This window comes from Pseudonocardia sp. C8, from assembly GCF_014267175.1.
GTDB lineage: Bacteria > Actinomycetota > Actinomycetes > Mycobacteriales > Pseudonocardiaceae > Pseudonocardia.
This window is the reverse complement of the sequence record NZ_JACMTR010000002.1, coordinates 5,976,892-5,997,421: the sequence shown is the minus strand read 5'-3', so window position 1 is coordinate 5,997,421 and position 20,530 is coordinate 5,976,892. Positions and strand designations below refer to the sequence as shown.

Annotated in this window: 15 protein-coding genes; 3 read left to right on the top strand and 12 right to left on the bottom strand. The window is 75.1% G+C overall.

The window, feature by feature from the left end:
• Positions 1 to 64: 64 nt before the first annotated feature.
• The 3 genes from pssA to glp form a co-directional block, all read right to left on the bottom strand.
• Positions 65 to 1,075: a CDP-diacylglycerol--serine O-phosphatidyltransferase gene (gene pssA / locus H7X46_RS28510; protein WP_186362276.1), complete on the bottom strand. Its 1,011-nt coding sequence runs from the start codon at positions 1,073 to 1,075 to the stop codon at positions 65 to 67.
• A gap of 3 nt (positions 1,076 to 1,078) precedes the next feature.
• Positions 1,079 to 1,816 (bottom strand): phosphatidylserine decarboxylase, encoded by a 738-nt coding sequence (locus H7X46_RS28505; RefSeq protein WP_186362275.1) that lies wholly within the window; start codon positions 1,814 to 1,816, stop codon positions 1,079 to 1,081.
• A gap of 566 nt (positions 1,817 to 2,382) precedes the next feature.
• Positions 2,383 to 3,621 carry a gephyrin-like molybdotransferase Glp gene (gene glp, locus H7X46_RS28500; protein ID WP_186362274.1) on the bottom strand — a complete coding sequence of 413 codons (1,239 nt, stop codon included), beginning with the start codon at positions 3,619 to 3,621 and terminating at the stop codon, positions 2,383 to 2,385.
• Positions 3,622 to 3,836: 215 nt separating this feature from the next.
• Here glp and groL point away from each other — a divergent pair, with 215 nt between their 5' ends.
• Entirely contained in the window at positions 3,837 to 5,468 is a 1,632-nt protein-coding gene (gene groL, locus H7X46_RS28495) for a chaperonin GroEL (RefSeq protein WP_186362273.1), read from the top strand.
• Between the two features lie 203 nt (positions 5,469 to 5,671).
• On the opposite strand, the gene H7X46_RS31035 is transcribed toward groL, so the two are convergent.
• The 9 genes from H7X46_RS31035 to H7X46_RS28450 all read right to left on the bottom strand — a co-directional run bounded on the left by H7X46_RS31035 (position 5,672) and on the right by H7X46_RS28450 (position 14,928).
• A complete protein-coding gene (locus tag H7X46_RS31035; RefSeq protein WP_222131465.1) occupies positions 5,672 to 6,031 on the bottom strand; it encodes a PspC domain-containing protein in 360 nt (119 codons plus the stop codon).
• Positions 6,032 to 6,206: 175 nt separating this feature from the next.
• Entirely contained in the window at positions 6,207 to 7,499 is a 1,293-nt protein-coding gene (locus H7X46_RS28485; RefSeq protein ID WP_255426238.1) for an ABC transporter substrate-binding protein, read from the bottom strand.
• Positions 7,496 to 8,692 carry a branched-chain amino acid ABC transporter permease gene (locus H7X46_RS28480; RefSeq protein WP_370589033.1) on the bottom strand — a complete coding sequence of 399 codons (1,197 nt, stop codon included), beginning with the start codon at positions 8,690 to 8,692 and terminating at the stop codon, positions 7,496 to 7,498. Before H7X46_RS28480 ends, H7X46_RS28485 begins: the two co-directional genes overlap by 4 nt.
• Before the next feature lie 4 nt (positions 8,693 to 8,696).
• A complete protein-coding gene (locus H7X46_RS28475) occupies positions 8,697 to 9,575 on the bottom strand; it encodes a branched-chain amino acid ABC transporter permease (protein ID WP_186362272.1) in 879 nt (292 codons plus the stop codon).
• Complete coding sequence (locus H7X46_RS28470) at positions 9,575 to 10,390, bottom strand: ABC transporter ATP-binding protein (protein WP_186362271.1); 816 nt, start codon at positions 10,388 to 10,390, stop codon at positions 9,575 to 9,577. The genes H7X46_RS28475 and H7X46_RS28470 overlap by 1 nt, the downstream gene beginning before the upstream one ends.
• Positions 10,387 to 11,199, bottom strand: a complete 813-nt coding sequence (locus H7X46_RS28465) for an ABC transporter ATP-binding protein (protein ID WP_186362270.1) — start codon at positions 11,197 to 11,199, stop codon at positions 10,387 to 10,389. The genes H7X46_RS28470 and H7X46_RS28465 overlap by 4 nt, the downstream gene beginning before the upstream one ends.
• A gap of 167 nt (positions 11,200 to 11,366) precedes the next feature.
• On the bottom strand, positions 11,367 to 12,011 hold the full coding sequence (locus tag H7X46_RS28460) for a response regulator transcription factor (RefSeq protein WP_186362269.1): 645 nt from the start codon (positions 12,009 to 12,011) through the stop codon (positions 11,367 to 11,369).
• The gene (locus tag H7X46_RS28455) at positions 12,008 to 13,204 is read right to left on the bottom strand and encodes a histidine kinase (protein WP_186362268.1); all 1,197 of its coding nucleotides are present in this window, start codon (positions 13,202 to 13,204) and stop codon (positions 12,008 to 12,010) included. The genes H7X46_RS28460 and H7X46_RS28455 overlap by 4 nt, the downstream gene beginning before the upstream one ends.
• 62 nt (positions 13,205 to 13,266) lie before the next feature.
• Complete coding sequence (locus tag H7X46_RS28450; protein WP_186362267.1) at positions 13,267 to 14,928, bottom strand: DNA repair helicase XPB; 1,662 nt, start codon at positions 14,926 to 14,928, stop codon at positions 13,267 to 13,269.
• 443 nt (positions 14,929 to 15,371) lie between these two features.
• Here H7X46_RS28450 and H7X46_RS30445 point away from each other — a divergent pair, with 443 nt between their 5' ends.
• Both H7X46_RS30445 and H7X46_RS28440 read left to right on the top strand, forming a co-directional pair.
• Entirely contained in the window at positions 15,372 to 20,099 is a 4,728-nt protein-coding gene (locus H7X46_RS30445; protein ID WP_186362266.1) for a nitrate- and nitrite sensing domain-containing protein, read from the top strand.
• Positions 20,096 to 20,524: a roadblock/LC7 domain-containing protein gene (locus H7X46_RS28440; RefSeq protein WP_010235343.1), complete on the top strand. Its 429-nt coding sequence runs from the start codon at positions 20,096 to 20,098 to the stop codon at positions 20,522 to 20,524. Before H7X46_RS30445 ends, H7X46_RS28440 begins: the two co-directional genes overlap by 4 nt.
• Positions 20,525 to 20,530 lie beyond the last annotated feature (6 nt).

Genomic DNA, 20,530 nt, shown 5'->3' with positions numbered 1-20,530 from the left:
CGGATCGAGCGAGCGTTCCCGGGTTCGGTGAGCGTCCCGGTGGGCGGGACGGTGCGGCGCAGGGTCAGCGGCGGCGCAGGCCGAGGCGGCGGCCGCTGCCGCGCGGGGCGGGGGCCACGCCCGGGCCGCGGGCGGCGGCGCGGCGGTTCGCGTCGTTCTCCCGCCGGGCCGCGCCCTCCGGGTCCAGCCGGCGGCGCACGCCGCGGGCCATCGCCCCGGCCCGTCCGGCGACCCGCCTGCGCAGCGGCGGGCGCAGGCCCAACCGCCGGGCCGAGCGTGCGGCCCGGGCGACGGCGCGGCGCTGGCGCACCGGGACGTCCCAGGCCTCGGGGTGCTTGGACAGCCAGCGGTGGCGGTAGATCGTGTAGGGCATCAGCAGCAGGTAGCCGACGCCGGCGATCGTGATGCCGAGGAACGGCACCGTGAACATCACCGCGACGATCACGGCCACGCCGGCCAGCAGCGGGGCGATCGCCCGCTGCGGCACCCGGACGGTCTTCAGCGACAGCGTGGGGATCCGGCTCACCATCAGCGCCGCCGTGACCAGGGCCCAGGCCGCGACCAGCGGCTCGGCCGACCACCAGCCGTCGCCGAAGTGCAGCCACAGGTAGAGCGGGATCCCGGCGGTCATCGCCGCGGCCGGAGCCGGGACGCCGACGAAGAACTCCCGGGCGAACGGGGGCGCGCTCTCGTCGTCGATGAGGGTGTTGAACCGGGCCAGCCGCAGGGCCATGCACACCGCGAACACCAGCGACACGATCCAACCCGCGCGCGACGAGTCGTCGAACGCCCAGATGTAGATCACCAGGGCCGGCGCGACACCGAACGAGACCAGGTCGGCGAGCGAGTCGAGCTCGGCGCCGATCCGGCTGGACGCGTCGAGCAGCCGGGCGAGGCCGCCGTCGAGCGCGTCACAGAGCGCGGCCGCGAGCACGGCCCCGATGGCGAGGTCGAACCGGTTCTGCAACGCCAGGTAGACCGCGGACAGCCCGGCGCAGAGGTTGAGGACGGTGACCGCGTTCGGCAGCAGCCGGACGCCGGCCGGGTATCCGTTCGGCGGACGGCCGATCCCCATGGCTCAGTCCTCCGCCCGGTGCGGGGGCTGCGGATCGCCCGTCGACTCCGGTACGACGCCGAGGACGGTCTCCGCCCCGAGCGTGCGCTGGCCGGGGCGGACGAGCGGCGCGGTCCCGGGGGGCAGGTAGGTGTCGACGCGGGAGCCGAACCGGATCAGGCCGAACCGCTCGCCCGCCGCGACCTCGTCACCGGCCGCCAGCGAGCACACGATCCGGCGCGCCAGCAGCCCGGCGATCTGGACGACACCGACCCGGGCGCCGTCCGGGCGGACGAAGGTGATCGCGTTGCGCTCGTTGTCCTCGCTGGCCTTGTCGAGGTCGGCCGACAGGAACTTCCCGGTCCGGTAACCCACCGCGGCGACCCGGCCGTTCACCGGCACCCACTGGACGTGCACGTCGAGCACGGTGAGGAAGACCGACACCCGGGTGTGCGGCTCGCGCGGCAGCGCCAGCTCCTCCGGCGGCACGACCTCGTCGACGGTCGCGACGACGCCGTCGGCCGGGGCCAGGACGGCGTCGGTCCGCAGCGGCGGGGTGCGGCGCGGGTCGCGGAAGAACAGGGCGGTGGCCGCGGTGGCCAGCAGGCCGGGCAGCGCGCCGCGGCCGCTGAGGGCCCGGACTCCGGCGGCGGCGAGCGCGACCCCGGCGACGATCGGCCGCCCGCCCGGGTGCATCGGGGGGATCGCGTCCCGGACCAGTCGGGCGATGCGGGTCGGCGAGGTCCCGGTTCCTTCGGCCATGGCGGGTCGTGGACTCCTGATACTCCGGTTGGGGACCCGTCACGCTACGCGGACACCCCGCGCACACGACCGGCGGGACGACCGGGACACGCCGGGCCGGCCCCGTCCGTGCCACGGCCACGGAGACGTGGCACCATCACCGGCTCGTGACGCGGGCGGTGCAGCACGCGCTCCTGCCGGATCTCCCGGGCGGGCACCGGGACGGGCCGACAAAAGGGCCGGGGCCGTCGTCCCCCGAGACGACGACCCCGGCCGTGGAACCGCTCGTCCGCTCCCCAGCGACGGGCGGTGGGTCCTGTGCTGTGAAGGGTCTACCCCCTCGTGAGCAAAAGTATTCCTCCCCGGCGACCGGCCGTCCAGATCACGATGGATGAACACCGTGATCTACCTCGTTCGGCCGAACGCGCACCCCCACCGACGTCGCGCGGGGTGAGTTCGTTGCCCCGTCTGCCTATGAATCAGGTCACACTTTCGGCCCAGCACGAGGGCCGCGCGGGTGGTGGCCCTGTCGCACAGCGCGTTCGGCTCCGGTGTCCGGCGGTACCGCTCACCGCGGACCGCGCCCGTCAGCCGTCCAGCAGCCAGACCGCGACCGGGTCACCGTCGGCCACCGAGGTCGTCTCCGCGGGGAGGTCGATGAGGCAGTCGGCCCGCGCCAGCGCCGCGATCAGGTGCGATCCGGCGCCGCCGATCTCCGCGACCGTGCCCGACGCAGCGTCCAGGACGCCGCGGCGGAACTGCCGCTTGCCGGGGACGGACGTCAGCCCGCCGGCGAGCCGGGCCGTCACCACCGGCCGCACCGGCGCGGGATGCCCTGCCGCGGCGCGCAGGGCGGGCCGGACGAACACCTCGAACGACACCAGCGAGCTGACCGGGTTGCCGGGCAGCGTCACCACCGCCACCGTCGCGCCGCCCAGGTCGAGCCGGCCGCACCCCTGCGGCCCGCCGGGCTGCATCGCGACCTTGCCGAACTCGACGCCGTGCCCGGTCAGCGCCTCCTTCACGACCTCGTAGGCGCCCGCGCTCACCCCGCCCGAGGTGAGGACCAGGTCCACCCCGTCGGAGACCTTCTCGGCGAGCACCGCTCGGAACTTCTCGACGTCGTCCGGGACGAACGACAGCTGCTCGGCCGTCGCCCCCGCCTCCCGGACGGCGACGGCGAGCATCGTCCCGTTCGACTCGTAGATCTGCCCCGGCGCGAGCGGCTCCCCCGGGGGGACCAGCTCCGAGCCGGTCGACAGCACCAGGACGTGGGGCCTGCGGCGGACCGGGAGTTCCGGCCGGCCGACCGCGGCCGCCAGGCCGATCTGCGACGCACCGAGCACCGTTCCCGCGGTGAGCAGCACGGCACCGGCGGCGGTGTCCTCGCCCGCGCGGCGGACGAACGCGCCGGGCTCGGGGGCGGCCGAGATGCGCACCCGCTCGGTGCCGGCGTCGGTCCGCTCCACCGGGACGATCGCGTCGGCCCCCGCCGGCACCGGGGCGCCGGTCATGATCCGCGCGACCGTGCCGGGCTCCAGCGGCCCGACGTCGGTCCGGCCGGCCGGGATGTCGGCGGCGACCGGGAGGTCCACCGGCGCCTCGCCGGACGCGCCGGCGAGCTCGGCGGCCCGCACCGCGTAGCCGTCCATCGCGGAGTTGTCGAACGGCGGCAGCGCGACGCCGGCGGTCAGGTCCGCCGCCAGCACCCGCCCGCTCGCCTCCGCGAGCGGCACCGTCTCGGCACCGGTCGGGTGCAGGAGCGCGGCCACCACGGCGGCGTGCTGCTCGACGGTGCGCGGACCGGTCTCCGACCAGGTGCTCATGGCGCCATCCTGCCCCCCGGCCCGGACGGCCCGCACCCCGGCGCCACCAGCTTGCACTCGCCATCGGCGAGTGCTAGAAACGGGCTCAGCATCCACTGGCACTCGTGGCCGTGGAGTGCCAGGTCGGGTCGGTGAGTCCGGCGCAGGGTAGCCGGGCGTCCGTCGCGGGCATCGCATCCGATCACTCGACTCTGTCTACGGAGGGCAACACCCCCATGGCGAAGCAGATCGCGTTCGACGAGGAGGCCCGCCGGGGCCTGGAGCGGGGCATGAACACCCTCGCCGACGCCGTCAAGGTGACGCTGGGCCCCAAGGGCCGCAACGTCGTCCTGGAGAAGAAGTGGGGCGCGCCGACCATCACCAACGACGGCGTGTCGATCGCCAAGGAGATCGAGCTCGAGGACTCCTGGGAGAAGATCGGCGCCGAGCTGGTGAAGGAGGTCGCCAAGAAGACCGACGACATCGCCGGTGACGGCACCACCACCGCCACCGTGCTCGCCCAGGCGCTGGTCCGCGAGGGCCTGCGCAACGTCGCCGCGGGCGCGAACCCGATGTCCCTCAAGCGGGGCATCGAGAAGGCCACCGAGGCCGTCTCCCAGGCGCTGCTGAAGAGCGCCAAGGAGGTCGAGACCAAGGAGCAGATCGCCGCCACCGCGTCGATCTCCGCCGCCGACTCGCAGATCGGCGAGCTCATCGCCGAGGCGATGGACAAGGTCGGCAAGGAAGGCGTCATCACCGTCGAGGAGTCGCAGACCTTCGGGCTCGAGCTCGAGCTCACCGAGGGCATGCGCTTCGACAAGGGCTACATCTCGCCGTACTTCGTCACCGACGCCGAGCGGATGGAGGTCGAGCTCGAGGACCCGTACGTCCTGCTCGTCTCCTCCAAGATCTCGACCGTCAAGGACCTGCTCCCGCTGCTGGAGAAGGTCATGCAGTCGGGCAAGCCGCTGGCGATCATCGCCGAGGACGTCGAGGGCGAGGCCCTGGCCACCCTGGTCGTCAACAAGATCCGTGGCACCTTCAAGTCCGTCGCCGTCAAGGCCCCGGGCTTCGGTGACCGCCGCGAGGCCATGCTCACCGACATGGGCATCCTCACCGGTGGCGAGGTCATCTCGGAGAAGGTCGGCCTCAAGCTGGAGAACGCCGACCTGTCGCTGCTGGGCACCGCCCGCAAGGTCGTCGTGACCAAGGACGAGACCACCATCGTCGACGGCGCCGGTGACGCCGACCAGATCGCCGGCCGGGTCAACCAGATCCGCGCCGAGATCGAGCGCACCGACTCCGACTACGACCGCGAGAAGCTCCAGGAGCGCCTCGCCAAGCTGGCCGGCGGCGTCGCCGTCATCAAGGCCGGCGCGGCCACCGAGGTCGAGCTCAAGGAGCGCAAGCACCGCATCGAGGACGCCGTCCGCAACGCGAAGGCGGCCGTCGAGGAGGGCATCGTCGCCGGTGGCGGCGTGGCCCTGCTGCAGGCCGGTGCGGGCCTGTTCGAGGGTCTCGGCCTGGAGGGTGACGAGGCCACCGGCGCGAACATCGTCAAGGTCGCGCTGGAGGCCCCGCTGAAGCAGATCGCCATCAACGCCGGCCTCGAGGGCGGCGTCGTGGCGGAGAAGGTCCGCAACCTGCCGACCGGTGAGGGCCTCGACGCCGCCACCGGCGAGTACACGGACCTGATCAAGGCGGGCATCATCGACCCGGCCAAGGTGACCCGCTCGGCGCTGCAGAACGCGGCCTCGATCGCGGCCCTGTTCCTCACCACCGAGGCGGTCATCGCCGACAAGCCGGAGAAGAACGCCGGCGGCGGCGCGGCCGACCCGACCGGTGGCATGGGCGGCATGGACTTCTAGTCCCGCTCAGCACCATCCGCGGGGGCGGTACCGGTTCGCCGGTGCCGCCCCCGCGGCGTGCGGTGGCCGGGACCGCCGGCGCCCCGGGCGCCCGTCCCCGATTCCCGCCGAGGTGCAGCCCGGGGCGGTGCCGCCGCTGATCCACGAACCGTCGTCGATCCGGCCACGGGTGGCCGCATCTGCTCCGGATCCGTGATCACCGCTCAGTCGGCCGGGGCGACGATCCAGGCGGCGAGGTAGACCAGTGCAGCAGCGCCCCCGGTGACCAGGGTCAGCACCAGCACGGCGATCCGGAGCAGGGCCGCGTCGACGCCGAGGTCACGGGCCAGGCCGCCGCAGACCCCGCCGAGCATCTTGTCGGTGGTGCTGCGCCGCAGCCGGTAGGAGGCGAGCCGGTCGCCGAGGGACGGCGCGGGCGTCCCGGTGACCCCCGCCGCCGGCCGGTCGGTGCCGGGGACCGCGCTCGCCGGCCCGGTGCCGGGGACCGCGCTCGCCGGCCCGGTGCCGGGGACCGCGGTCGTCGGGTCGGTGTCGGAGGAGGGGTTCTGCGCTGCGATGTCCATGCCTCGAGACTGGTCCCCGGTGCGGCCCGGCGGCTCGGGACGACCCCGGAGTCCGACCCGGAACCGGTGCCGGGCCCGCTCAGGGGCACCGGCCCGGGCCGGCCGGGCGCACCCCGCACCCGCGCACGGGCCGGAGCGGGGTGCGCCTGCGCCGCAGCGCCGGCGCTCGTGGGCGTCAGCGCTCGTGCGGGGCCTTGTAGGAGGCCGCCTCCGGTGCGCTGAACACCTCGGAGACCTGGCGCAGCCCGCCCTCCTGGCTCGGGTCGGCCTGCCCGATGAACACCGAGCGGCTCGGCGGCGACCCGGGCCTGGAGAAGTCCAGCTGGCTCGCGACCAGGCCGTCGGTGGTGATCGAGCCGGCGGTCGTGAACGCCTCGTGCACGCCGGCCCGGGTCAGGTCACCGTTCTGGCAGGCCTTGGTGAGGATCTGCTGCCAGACCAGGCCGCCGGCGTAGCCGTACGGGACACCGGCGTTCTTGGTGGCCTGCGGGAACTTGGCGGTGAACTTGGTCCGGATCTCCTGGGCCTTCGGCACGGCGGCCGAGTACGGCACCGAGCTGGCCGAGACGTAGAGGTTGCCGACCGACTGAGCCGCGGCACCGGCCAGGTTCACCGCCGGGTCGAACGTCGGGTTGTTGCCGAGCACCGGCACGTTGAGCCCGAGCGTCCGGGCCGCGTTCAGCGCGTTCGCGGTCTGCGCCGGGGTGGTCGTCAGCAGGATGGCCTTGACCCCCTGGCCCTGGAAGCCGGTGACGATGTTGGACATGTCGGTGTCGGTGGCGGCGACCTTCGCCGGCAGCAGCTTCAGCCGGTGCTGCTGGGCGTAGGCCTGGGCGCCGAGCAGGCCGTTGTCGCCGTACTCCCCGCCGATGTAGATGTGCCCGACGGTGTCGCCGTCGGCGAGCTTGCCCTGCTGCTGCAGGAACGCCATCCCGTTGACCATCTCGAGGTCGTAGGTGGTGCCCGGGATGATCTGGTACGGGTTGTCCAGGATGATCGACGACCAGGACAGGGCCAGCGAGGTCACCTGGTCGCTCTCCAGGTTCCCGCGCAGGGCCGCGTTGATCGGGGAGCCGAGCAGCTGCAGGTAGCCGAGGATGTTCGGCTCCTGCTGGCGGTACTGGGTCGTGGCGACGTCGGCCTTGTAGCCGCTGTCCTTGACGTCCAGCGCGATCCGCCGGTTGCAGATGCCGCCTGCGGCGTTGATGTCGTCGGCCCAGAGCTGGTTGCCCTGCACGAGTCCGGTGCCCAGGTTGCGGAACGGGCCGGAGGTGTCACCCAGCACGCCCAGGGTGATCGTGTCGGCGCTGACGCCGACGTCGGTGGCGATGTTGCCGCCACCGCCGCCACCGGTGTCCCCGCCGCGGGTGCCGCAGCCCGCCAGGACCATCGCGGCCGCGAGGGCGACGGCGGCCAGCGCCCGGGCACGGCCCGGCGCGGGGCGCCCGGACATTCGACGTCGAGTCATCGTTGTTCCTCTCCATCACGAGACGGGCGGTGCATCCGCCGGTCGACGGCGGCGGCGACGCGCCGGCCGATGGCGGCCAGGCCGCCGGGCTCGAAGAGCACGACGACGATCACCGCGAGGCCGTAGACGTAGAGGCTGACCACGGTCGGGCTGAACCCGGACAGCGCGTCGCCGCCCAGGCCCAGGTCGTCGGCGTACAGGGTGAGCAGCTGCTGGGTGCCGTAGACGACGACGGCGCCCACCACGGCCCCGGGCACCGACCCGAGCCCGCCGATGATCGCCATCGCCAGGAACGCGATGGACGTGTTCAGCCCGTAGCTGCCGAACTCGCTCTCGTCCGGCTTGAGCAGCCCGAACCAGAGGACCAGCATCACACCGGCCAGGCCGGCGTACCCGGCGCTGACCGCGAACGCCCCGGCCTTGGCCCGCAGCACGTTCACGCCCAGCACCCCGGCGGCGACCTGGTTGTCCCGCACGGCCCGCCAGGCCCGGCCGACCCGGCTGTTCACCGCACCGCGGGCCAGCAGGTAGGCCACCACGGTCAGGACCACGAACAGGTACCAGAGCCGCTCCTCCTCGCGGAACGGCACGCCGAGCACCTCGAACCGGCCCTCGTTGGTGAACGGGAACCCGAACAGCGAGAACGGCTCCGGGTTGCGCCCGCTGGCCGGGCCGCCGGTCAGCGCGGGCAGCGCCTGCCCCAGGTAGAAGCCGACGAACACCAGTGCCAGCGAGGCCACACCGAGGTAGATCCCGGTCAGCCGGCCGGCGACCGGGGCGAACGCCAGCCCGGCCAGTGCCGAGACGGCCACGGCGCCGACCAGCGCGATCACCGGTGGCAGGCCCAGCCCGACGACGTGCTCCGCGCCCTCCTGCCCGGTGCTGCCGGCCAGCACCGTGTAGGCGGTGCCGCCGACGAGCAGGAAGAACGCGTGCGCCAGGGACAGCTGGCCGGCCTGCCCGATCACCAGGGTGAGCCCGATCGCACCGACCACGCCGACCATCACGAAGCGCCCGGCGCCGAGCAGGGCGGGCTGCACGTAGAGCGGCAGGACGAGCAGCAGCACCAGCAGCACCAGCCAGGCCGCCCGGCGCACCCACCGCATCCCGCCTGCGGGGGCGCGGCCGTGACCGGCCGGGCCGGTGGCGTCCGGCTCCGGGTCGGTGGACGGCGCGGAGGAACGAGCGGTCACGGCGTCAGACACGGCTGAGTACCCGGCTCCCGAACAGGCCCGACGGGCGGACGACCAGCACCAGCAGCATCACCAGGAACACCGCGACCTTGGCGAACGGGATCGACACGTAGACCTCGGTGAGCGCCTGGGTCAGCCCGACCACGATCCCGCCGACGACCGCGCCGGCCGTCGAGTCGAGCCCGCCGATGATCGCGGCCGGGAACGCCGCGAACGCGATCGCGTGCGTGGTGCGGGACAGGCCGCTGCCGGAGAAGTCCTGGGTGACGATGAACGTGACGGCCACCGCGGCCAGTGCCCCGCCGACGAGCCAGGCCGTCGCGGTCACCCGGGAGCTGCGGATCCCCATCAGCGCCGCGGCCTCCCGGTTCTCGGCCTGGGCCCGCATGGCGACGCCCCAGTTCGTGTACCGGAAGGCCAGGAAGAACGCGGTGATCAGCACCAGCCCGACCAGCAGCGCCACCAGCTGGGTGGAGAAGATCGCCACCCCGGCGATGCGGATCGGGCGCGCGTCCCAGGGGGCGCCGAGGAACGGCACCCGGGTGCCGAGCCGCCGGAACACGTCCTCGACCACGACGACGTCGACCCCGATCGTCAGCAGGGCGAGCGCCGCCGGGTCGGCGTTGCGGCTGCGGGCCAGCAGCAGCCGCTCCACCAGCAGCGCCGCGACCGCGGCCCCGACGATGCCGAGCAGCGCGGCGAGCCAGAACCCCAGCGTCTCGTGGGTCAACGCGATGACGTACCCGCCGATCAGGGCCAGCGAGCCGTGCGCGAAGTTGATGACCTCGGTGGACTTGTAGATGACCACGAAGCCCAGGGCCAGCAGCGCGAACACCGCCCCCTTCCCCAGCCCGTTGACCAGCAGCTGCACGAACGTGCCCACTAGGACTCCTCCCCCGTGCCGAGGTACGCGCGGATGACCTCGGGGTCGTCCTGCACCGCGGACGGCACGTCGTCGGCGATCAGCCGGCCGAAGTCCAGGACGCTGACCCGGTCGGCGATGCCCATGACCAGGCCCATGTCGTGCTCGACGAGCAGCACCGAGATGCCCAGCGCGTCGCGCAGGTTGCCGATGGTCACGGCGATCTCGGCGGTCTCGGCCGCGTTGAGCCCGGCCGCCGGTTCGTCGAGGAGCAGCACGCGGGGCTCGACGGCCAGCGCGCGGGCGATGTCGACGAGCTTGGCCACGCCGTAGGGCAGCGCGCCGACCGGCTGGTGGAGAACGTGACCGATGCCGAGGAAGGTGCAGATGTCGGCCACCCGGTCGGCGTGCCGGCGTTCCTCGCGGATCCGGCCGGGCAGGCGCAGCCCGCCGGTGAGGAACCCGCCCCGGGTCAGGACGTGCCGGCCGAGCATCACGTTGTCCAGCACCGACGAGTGCGGGGACAGCGCGAGGTTCTGGAACGAGCGGCCGATCCCCTTGCCGGCCAGCTTGTGCGGCGGGAGGCCGGTGATCGGTTCCCCGTCGAGGAGCACCTGGCCCGCGGTGGGCCGGTACACCCCGCAGATCACGTTGAAGCAGCTGGACTTCCCGGCCCCGTTCGGGCCGATCAGCGCGTGGACGGTGCCGGGCACGACGGTGAACGACACGTCGTCGAGCGCCCGGATGCCGCCGAAGTGCAGGCTGACCGCGTCGACCCGCAGCTCGGGGACGTCGTCGCGCCCGGTCCGCGGGGCCGCGGTTTCCGGGGCGCTCACCCGGACCACCGGGCCAGCGTCGGGGCCGCGCCGCGGTGCGCGGCCGCGGCCCGGCCCTCGACCTCCGCCTGCTCGGCCGACTCGGCGTGCCCGCCCAGGTAGAGCCGCTGCACCTCGTCGCTCTCGGCCAGCTCCCGGGCCGGGCCGGACAGGGCGACCCGGCCGACCTCGAGGGCGACGGCGTGGTCGGCGACGCCGAGCGCCATGGTCGCGTTCTGCTCGACCAGCACCACCGCGGTGCCCTGCTCGTGGATCTCCCGGATGATCGCCGCGATCCGCCCCACCATCTGCGGGGCCAGGCCCAGCGACGGCTCGTCGAGCAGCAGCAGCCTCGGCCCCGACATCAGTGCCCGGCCGATGGCCAGCATCTGCTGCTCACCGCCGGAGAGCAGGCCGGCGGGCTGGCGGGCCCGCTCGGTCAGCACCGGGAACAGCTCCCGGATCCGCTCCCGGGCCGCCGCCCGCACCGCCGACGACCGGGTGCCCAGCCCGCCGGCCCGCAGGTTCTCCTCCACGGTCATCCCGGCGAACACCTGGCGCCCCTCGGGCACCGCGACCACCCCGCGACGGACCACGAGCGCCGGGTCGAGTCCGTCGATCCGGTCGCCGTCGACCCGCACCTCGCCGGCGGTCACCGCGCCGCCGTGCAGCCGCAGCGTCCCGGAGATCGCCCGCAGCAGGGTGGACTTGCCGGCCCCGTTCCCGCCCAGGACGGCCAGGACGCCGTCGTCGGGAAGTTCCAGGTCGACGTCGCTCAGCGCCTGCACCGCGCGGCCGTACCGCACGGTCAGGCCCTGCACGTTCAGCACCCTCGATCATCCACGGGTCGTGGCTCCCCTCCCGACGACTGCATGCGAGGCGCACATCGTGGGATGGGTCACACCGCCGGAGTACCTCCATGTGGAGAGGTGCGGGGGTTTCGTGAACGCACCGTTACCGAGCCGCCGGGACCGGCGGACCCTCCGTGCCCGTGCGGTTACAGCAGGGCGAGCTCGGCGGCCCGGACGATCGCCTCGATCCGGTTGCGCGCCCCCAGCTTGTGCAGCGCCGACTGCAGGTAGGTCTTGACGGTGTTGCGCGCCAGGCCGGTCCGCGCGGCGATCTCCGGGTTGGTCAGGCCCCGGGCGGCCAGCCGGATCACCTCGATCTCGCGCCGGGTCAGCCCGGCCGCGGCCGCCGGGGCCGGGCCGTGCAGCGCGATCCGCGGGTCGGCGACCCGCTCGCCGGCCAGCACCCGCCGCAGCGCGGCGGCCAGGTCGGTGGCGGCGGCGTCCTTGAGCAGGCAGCCGTGCGCGCCGGCGTCCAGGACGGCCTGCACGGCCGGCCCGTCGCCGTGCGCGGTGAACACCACGATCCGCGCCTCCGGGCAGATGCGCCGCAGCCGGACGGTGACCTCGGTCGGGGACAGGTCGGGCAGCCGCAGGTCGAGCAGCACGACGGCCGGCCGCAGCTCGGGGGCCAGTGCCAGTGCGGCCTGGCCGTTCTCCGCCGAGCCCACCACGCTGAGGCCGGGTTCGTCACGCAGCAGCAGCGCCACCCCGTCCCGGACGACCGGGTGGTCGTCGACCACCAGCACCCGGGCCGGCTCGGCCGGGGCCGGGCGCGGGACCGCGGCGGTCACGACGGCTCCCCTTCCGGGCGGGGCGGCAGCGGGACGGTGACGCGCAGCGTGCTGCCGCCGTCCTCGTCGCGCAGCAGCACGGCGCGGCCGCCGGTGCGGGCGGCCTTCTCGGCCAGCATCCGCATGCCGACCCCGGTCGGGCCGGCCGGCCCGTCCCGGTCCGGCGGGGTGCCGTCGTCGGCCACGGCGACCTGGACGGTGCCGGACTCGGCTCCCAGGCTGACCACCACGGTCCGCGCCGCGGCGTGCTTCTCGACGTTCAGCAGGCCCTCCCGGACCGCGGCCACCAGGACCGCGGTGCGTTCCGGGTCCAGTGGCTCGACCGGGCCGAGCTGCACGAACCGGGCCGGCACCCCGGTCCGGGCCGAGAAGCTGCGGCAGTGCTCGGCCAGCTCGACCGGGAGCGCGCGCTCCGGGGTGGTCTCGGACAGCGCCAGCAGCGCCTCGCGCAGCGCGGTGGTGGCGGCCGAGACGTCGGCCTCCAGCCGGCCGAACTGGCCGGCCAGCTCCGGGTTGTCCGGCAGCGCGGCCCGCAGGTCCCGGACCTGGGCACCGATCGAGAACAGCATCGCGCCGACCGAGTCGTGCAGCGAGGCCTGCATCCGCTGCCGCTCGGCCAGCACCGCGGTGATCCGCCCCGCCTCGGCCCGCTCGGCCAGCCGCAGCGCCCTGGCCGCCTGGGCCGCGACCCGTTCCACCGCGTCGACCGCGTCGTCGCCGATCACCGCGGCGTGCCGCAGTGCGCCGTAGGCGACGGCCACCGGGCGCGCCGTGCCGTCCCGGCCGGTGTCCAGCACCGGCACCGCGAGCATCGCGCCCAGCTTCTCGTGCAGCACCGGGACGTCGAAGTGATGGGTGATGGTGGACGAGGTCAGGTAGTCGTCGACCCGGACCGGGACGCCGAGCGCGATCGCCCGGCCGCCGATCCCGCGCCCCTCCGGCACCACCAGGTCCTGCAGCAGGTCGGTCCGGTTGCCGCACTGCCAGCGGACCACGGCGCGGCCGGGCCGGTCGATGTCGGCGACGAACGCCGCGTCCAGCCCGGCGGCCTCCCGGACCATGCGGGCGGTCCCGTCGAGGGCGAGGACCCGGTCCAGGACGGTCTCCAGGCCGTCCCGCTCGGCGAGCAGGGAGTCCAGGAGGTGCTCCCGCTCCCGGGCCCGCTCCACCGCGGACCGTTCCGACGCCGGCATGTGCGAGACGATGGCACAACGGCACCCGGATCGGAACGAATCGGACTCCCGGTTTCCGCGGGTCAGCCGGAGTCGGGCAGCGCGGGGCCGAGGAGGTCGTCGGCGTCGACGATCCGGTAGGCGTACCCCTGCTCGGCGAGGAACCGCTGCCGGTGCGCGGCGTAGTCGGTGTCGACCGTGTCCCGGGAGACGACCGAGTAGAAGTGCGCCTGCCGGCCGTCGGACTTGGGCCGCAGCAGCCGTCCGAGCCGCTGGGCCTCCTCCTGCCGTGACCCGAACGTGCCGCTGACCTGCACCGCGATCGTCGCCTCCGGGAGGTCGATCGAGAAGTTCGCGACCTTGGAGACGACCAGCCGGTCGATCTCGCCGCGGCGGAACGCGTCGAACAGCTTCTCGCGTTCCCGGTTGCGGGTGGAGCCCTGCACGATGGGGGCGTCGAGCTTCTCGCCGAGCGCCTCCAGCTGCTCCAGGTAGGCGCCGATCACCAGGGTCTGCTCGCCGCGGTGCCGGTCCAGGATCGCCTGGACGACGTCGAGCTTGGTGTGCGCGGTGGACGCCGTGCGGTAGCGCTCCTCGGAGTCGGCGGTCGCGTACGCCATGCGCTCGGCGTCGGTCATCGTCACCCGGACCTCGATGCACTCGGCCGGCGCGATCCAGCCCTGCGCCTCGATGTCCCGCCACGGCGCGTCGTAGCGCTTCGGGCCGATCAGCGAGAACACGTCGCCCTCGCGGCCGTCCTCGCGGACCAGGGTCGCGGTCAGGCCGAGCCGGCGCCGGGACTGCAGGTCGGCCGTCATCCGGAACACCGGGGCCGGCAGCAGGTGCACCTCGTCGTAGACGACCAGGCCCCAGTCCCGGGAGTCGAACAGCTCCAGGTGCTTGTACTCGCCCCGGGTCTTGCGGGTGACGACCTGGTAGGTGGCGATCGTGACCGGCCGGATCTCCTTGCGCTCGCCGGAGTACTCGCCGATCTCCTCCTCGGTCAGCGACGTCCGCGCGATCAGCTCGCGCTTCCACTGCCGGCCCGCGACGGTGTTGGTGACCAGGATCAGCGTGGTCGCACCGGCCTTGGCCATCGCTGCCGCGCCGACCAGGGTCTTCCCGGCCCCGCACGGCAGCACGACCACGCCGGAGCCGCCCTCCCAGAACCCGTCGACGGCCTGGCGCTGGTAGTCCCGCAGCGACCACCCGTCCTGCTCGAGCTCGATGCGGTGCGCCTCGCCGTCGACGTAGCCGGCCAGGTCCTCGGCCGGCCAGCCGACCTTGAGCAGCGCCTGCTTGAGCCGGCCGCGCTCGGAGGGGTGGACGACGACGGTGTCGTCGTCGATCCGCGCCCCCAGCATCGGTGTGATCTTCTTCTGCCGGACGATCTCCTCGAGGACCGCGCGGTCCAGGGCGGTCAGGACCAGGCCGTGCGCCGGGTGGTTCGACAGCTGCAGCCGCCCGTAGCGGCCCATCGTGTCGACGACGTCGACCAGCAGCGGCTGCGGCACCGGGTAGCGGGCCCAGCGGACGAGTGCGTCGACGACCTGCTCGGCGTCGTGCCCCGCGGCACGGGCGTTCCACAGGGCCAGCGGCGTGACCCGGTAGGTGTGGACGTGTTCCGGGGCGCGCTCGAGCTCGGCGAACGGCGCGATCGCGGCCCGGGCGGCTTCCGCATCGGGGTGGTCGACCTCCAGCAGAAGGGTCTTGTCGGATTGCACGATCAGTGGACCGTCGGTCACGGAACGGATCCCTTCGACGCCGGTTCTTCGAGCTGGACGGGCCCGCCGGACGACGAGCAGAGACGAGCGGTCGGGGTGGGTCACATCACGTGACCGGTGCCCGAACCGGCGATACGCCACTCGGGAGGGGCACCTTACGGGGGCTAGACTCCGGAGCCGTCCGTCATGCACAGACGAGACCCGGCTCGATCATATCCGCCCGGCTCCCCCGGGGCGCGGCACTGCCGCCCCGTGTCGGCGCGGAGCCGGTCGAACGGATCCGTCGTGACCCCGAAAGGCGCACCGGACCAGCTGATGCTCCCCTTCCTCGACCCCACACGGCCGGGACGACCGCCCGCTGCCCGCCGGGAACGCGCGGGAGCCACCGTGCCGAGCGACGCTGCGCCGGCCGCGCCGACGGCGCTGCCCGTGCCCGGACCGGAGACCGACAGGGAGACCTCGCCGTGACCACCGTGACCAGCACGGAACGCCCGAGCACCTGGTCGGAGCGACTCGACCCGCGGAACTGGAGCCTGGTCGCCAAGCTGGCGGTCGTCGGCCTGGTCCCGACGGTGCTCGCCCTGACCATCGGGGCGCTCCGGGTGATGGACCAGGCAGGAGTGGCCGAGGACCTGAGCCGGGGCACCGGCCTGGTGGACGTCCACCGCCAGATCGAGACGCTCACCGGGGCCCTGCAGGCCGAGCGGAACGCCGGTGTGACGTTCGTCGCCGGGAACCGGCAGGGCGACCGCGCCGCCGTCGACCGGGCGCAGGGCGCCACCGACACCGCGCTGCGCGACACCACCGCCCAGCTCGACGCGGCCACGGCGGACGAGCCGCAGCTGGCGACGGCCCGCGAGCAGGCCGAGTCGACGCTGCAGCAGCTGCCCGCCATCCGGGCGCAGGTGACGGGCGGCCCGGCCCCCGCATCCGAGGTGACGAGCCGCTACACCTCGGTGGTGCAGCGGACGCTCGGGCTCGACCGGGCGATCGTCGGCCGGCTCCAGACCGCCGACACCGGCGGCCTGGCCGGCGCGGTCGGCGCGGGCGCGAACGCCCGCGAGGCGCTCGAGCTCGAACGCACGGTGATCAACGGCGCGGTGTCCGGGGGCCGGCTCGACGAGGTGCAGCGCGCGCAGGTCACCGGGGCCGAGGCCTCCTTCCAGGCTGCGGCCGGGGACTTCCGGTCCTCGCTGTCGCCGGAGCAGGCCGGCACGATCGGTGACCTGGCGGGCCCGGGCGACGCCGACCGCAACCGGCTGCGCGACCAGGCGCTGGCCGGGCCGTCCCCCTCGGTGGACCCGGCGGCATGGAACGGCGCCGTGGACCGCTCCGGGCAGGCCGTCGAGCGGTCGACGGAGGCCGCCGAGCAGGCACTCGTGGACGCCCGGTCCGCGGCCGCCGAGGAGGCCGGCAACACCGCGGGCCTCAACTCGGTGCTGCTGATGCTGACCCTGCTGCTGACCGGTGGCGTCATCCTGCTGCTGGGCCGGCAGATGGTGCGGTCGCTGCGGCTGCTGCGCAGCTCGGCGCTGGAGGTCGCGGAGCGCAAGCTGCCGGCGGCCGTGCAGTCCATGCGCTCGGGTCAGGCGCCGAACGCGCTGGTGGAGCCGGTGCCGCTGGACAGCCGGGACGAGATCGGCGAGGTCGCGCGGGCGTTCGACGCCGTGCACGGCCAGGCGATCCGCCTGGCGGCCGACCAGGCGGGGCTGCAGCAGAACGTCAACAGCATGTTCGTCAACCTCTCCCGCCGCTCCCAGGCGCTGGTCGAGCGGCAGCTGCAGCTGATCGAGCAGCTGGAGAGCAACGAGCAGGACCCGGACCAGCTGTCGAACCTGTTCCAGCTCGACCACCTCGCGACCCGTATGCGGCGCAACAGCGAGAACCTGCTGGTGCTCGCCGGGACCGACCTCGCCAAGCGGAACGTGGCGCCGGTGCAGGTCGTCGACGTCCTGCGGGCTGCGGTGTCCGAGGTGGAGCAGTACCAGCGGGTGGTCGTGCAGACCCCGCCGACCGCGACGATCGCCGGGCGGGCCGCGAACGACCTCGTCCACCTGCTGGCCGAGCTGCTGGACAACGCGACCAACTTCTCGCCGCCGGACTCGCAGGTCGTCATGTCGACGACGAGGACGGCCGACGAGTCGCTGCTGATCGAGATCTCGGACCGTGGTGTCGGCATGTCCGACGCCGAGCTCGCCGACGCCAACCAGCGGCTCTCCGGCCCCGCCGAGGTCGACGTGTCGGCCTCGCGCCGGATGGGCCTGTTCGTGGTCGGACGGCTGGCGGCCCGGCACCACGTCGGCGTCCGGCTCGCGTCGGCTGCCGTCGGTGGCGGGTCCGGTGGCCTGAGCGCGTCGGTGACGGTGCCGGCGCAGCTCGTGCCGTCCGCGCAGCGGCCCGAGGAGCACCTCGACGCCGGCCCGCCGCCGCAGGCCGCGGCCGCGGCGCCGCCCGCGCCGGAGGCCCCGGAGGCCGCGGAGGGCGCCGCCCCGGTGCCGGCCGGGGCGGTCAACGGCGCCGGCCGGAGCGGGTCGCTGCCGTCGCTGGTGGCGGGCTCCGACGGCCCGCTGACGCCGACGTTCGAGGCGGGCACAACGGTCACCGGCGGTGCCCGGAACGGCGCCGCCGCCGCGCTGCCGACCCGCACGCCCGGTTCGTCGCTCCGCAAGAGCGCCTCGGATGCCGCCGGCGATGCGCCGAGCGGACAGGAAGCGTCGGCGAACGGGGTCGCCCCGGGCGGGCTGGACGCGTTCTCGCCGTCCCGCGACGACGACCGGGGACCGGCCGACATGTTCACCCCGGCCGAGGAGGCCGGCGGTGCGGACGAGCGCACCGGCACGGGCCCGCACGCCCTGCAGGGCCGGCCGGGCACCCGCACCGGGGACGACGCGCCGACCGGCGGCGACACCGCCGGCGGCACGGCCACGGACGCCGGGGACGCCCCCCGGTCGGCCGGGGCCGGGACCGCCGCCGCGCTCGGGCTCGGGCTCGGCTTCGCCGGGGCGGCCGCGGCACGGTCCGGCACCGGCCGGCCGGCCGGCGGCGAGATGGACGACACCGTGGTCATCGACGCGGCGACCGGGGACGGTCCGCCGCCCGCCGCCGGGGACGCGCCGGCCGACCGGGCGGACGCGGCCGGGCAGGACGTCACCGGGGAGACCGGGGAGATCGACCTGCCCGGTGGGTTCGCGGACGCGCCGGCCGAGGCCCGGGCGGCGACCACCGCGGCCCCCGACACGGGTGACGCCGGGTCGACCGGCACGACCGGGTCCGGCACCACCGCCGACGGGTCGGCCGGCAGCACCCTGCCCGGTTCCGCGGAGGGGGCCGGGGCCACGGACGCCGAGCGGGGGTCCGGTGCCCGGGCCGCCGAGGCCGGCTCCGCGGCCACCGGCTCGACCACGACCGGCTCCACGGCGACCGGCTCGATCGCAGCCGGATCCACCGATCGTGGCGACACCGACCGGCCGTCGGCCGGGACCAGCACGGGCACCGGGACGCCGGCGTCCGCCGGTGCGGGCTCCGGCACCGCCGGAGCCTCGGACGCCACGGGGACGGCCGGCACGACCGGATCCACCGGGCCGAGCGGCGAGGACGCGCCCGCGGAGACCGGAAACGGTGCGGCGACGGCCGGCGCGGCCGCCGCAGGTGCGGCCGTGGCCGGGGCGGCCGCGGTCGCGGGCCTCGGCGCGGCGCGCACCGCCGACCGCACCGCGGAGCGGTCCACCACGGACGGGACTGCCGAGCAGTCCACCACCGAGCGGTCCACCACTGAGCGGTCCGATGCCGAACGGTCCGCATCCGGGCAGGCGGCGGCCGAGCGAGCATCCGGCGGGGAGACCGCCGGGAGCACGGCCACCGACCGGCCCGACGAGGCCCGTCGCGACGATGCCGGCCGCGCCGGCGTGACCGGTGGTGACGCCGGGCGCACCGGCACCGAGGGCAGTGCCTCCACGGCCGGTGACACCGGCGGCGAGACCGGCACCGCCGGCTCCGACCGGGGCGACATCGGCAGCTCCGGCACCGGCACCACCGGCACCGGAGACTCCGACACCGGCACCAGCAGCGCCGGCACCAGCAGCACCAGCGGCGCAAACACCGGCGGCACGGACACCGGCACCGGCGGCGCCGGTGCGGCGGGCACCAGCACGAGCGGCACCGACGGGACCGGCGACCACGACCCGACGACCGCCGCCTTCCCGACGGTCCGGCCGTCCGGGCGGGAGCCGATGGCGGGCCCGCCGTCGTCCCGGCCGAACGGGGCCCGGCCCAGCCCCGGCCGCCGCCCGGTCATGCCGGCCGGCCGCGGCCCGTCCCGGGGGCCGGGATCGCTCCCGACCCGCCGGCCCGGCCAGCACGGGCCCGGCCAGCAGGGACCGGGCCAGCAGGGACCCGGACAGCACGGGCCCGGGCAGCAAGGTCTGCCGCAGCGCGTCCCCGGCCGCAACGCCCTGTACGGGCCCACCCCGGGCGGTCCGGCGGGCGCCGGGGCACCGGACGCTCCGCACGGTGGCCCGGCCGACCAGCCGTACCCGGCCCGCGGTGCCACCGCCCCGCAGCCCGGGGCGGGCGGCGCCGCGGCGGACGAGCTGTTCGCACCGCGGGTGCCCGTCGAGGGCGACCGCGGCCAGCTGCGCCGGCCGGGCGCGCTCGAGCCCGCCCGGGTGTACACCGGGCAGGAGGTCGAGCAGACCACGCCGATCTTCGACGACATCGCCTCCGCCTGGTTCCGCTCGAACCGGTCGGTGCCGGTCCGGTGGCAGTCCGGTGGCCCCGCGCGAGCCGACGGCCCGGCCGAGCAGCCCGCGCCCACCGCACGGGCCGGCACCGCGACCGAGGACGGCCGTGACCCCGGCTTCGCCTCCCCCGCGGACGAGGCGTGGCGCCAGGCCCAGGAGGTCGAGGACGGCGACCGTCCGGACGAACTGACCTCCGCCGGTCTGCCCAAGCGGCGTCCGCGGGCGCGGCTGCTCCCGGGCAGTGCGGCAGGATCCACGGTGCTCAGCCCCTCGCCGGCCGGTGAGTCGCGCAGCGCCGAGAGCGTGCGCGGTCGCCTGGCCAGCTACCAGCAGGGGGTGCGCCAGGGCCGGGAGAGCGCCGGCCGGTCGCGCACCCCCCGGACCACCGCGGACGGCACCCCCGAGCCGTCCGCCGACCGATCGAACCCGTCCGACCCGGAGGAGAACCAGTGAGGGCACCCCAGGCACAGCCCAGCCAGAGCCGTTTCGGCTGGCTGGTCACGAACTTCGCCGAGCGCGTCCCCGGGGTCGCGCACGCGATCGTGGTGTCGGCCGACGGGCTGCTGCTGACCGCGTCGGACCGGCTCCCGCGGGACCGCGCCGACCAGCTCGCCGCGGTCGCGTCCGGGCTCGTCAGCCTGACCCAGGGCGCGGCGCGGTGTTTCGACGCCGGCGGCGTGGTGCAGACCGTCGTGGAGATGGACCGTGGGATCGTGCTGCTGATGTCCATCAGCGACGGTTCCTGCCTGGCCGTGCTCGCCTCGCCGAGCTGCGACATCGGCCTGGTCGGCTACGAGATGACGCTGCTGGTCGACCGGGTCGGCCAGCTGCTCACCCCCGAGCTCCGCGCGGAGCTGCAGGGCTCGTTCGGCCCCTGATGGTCC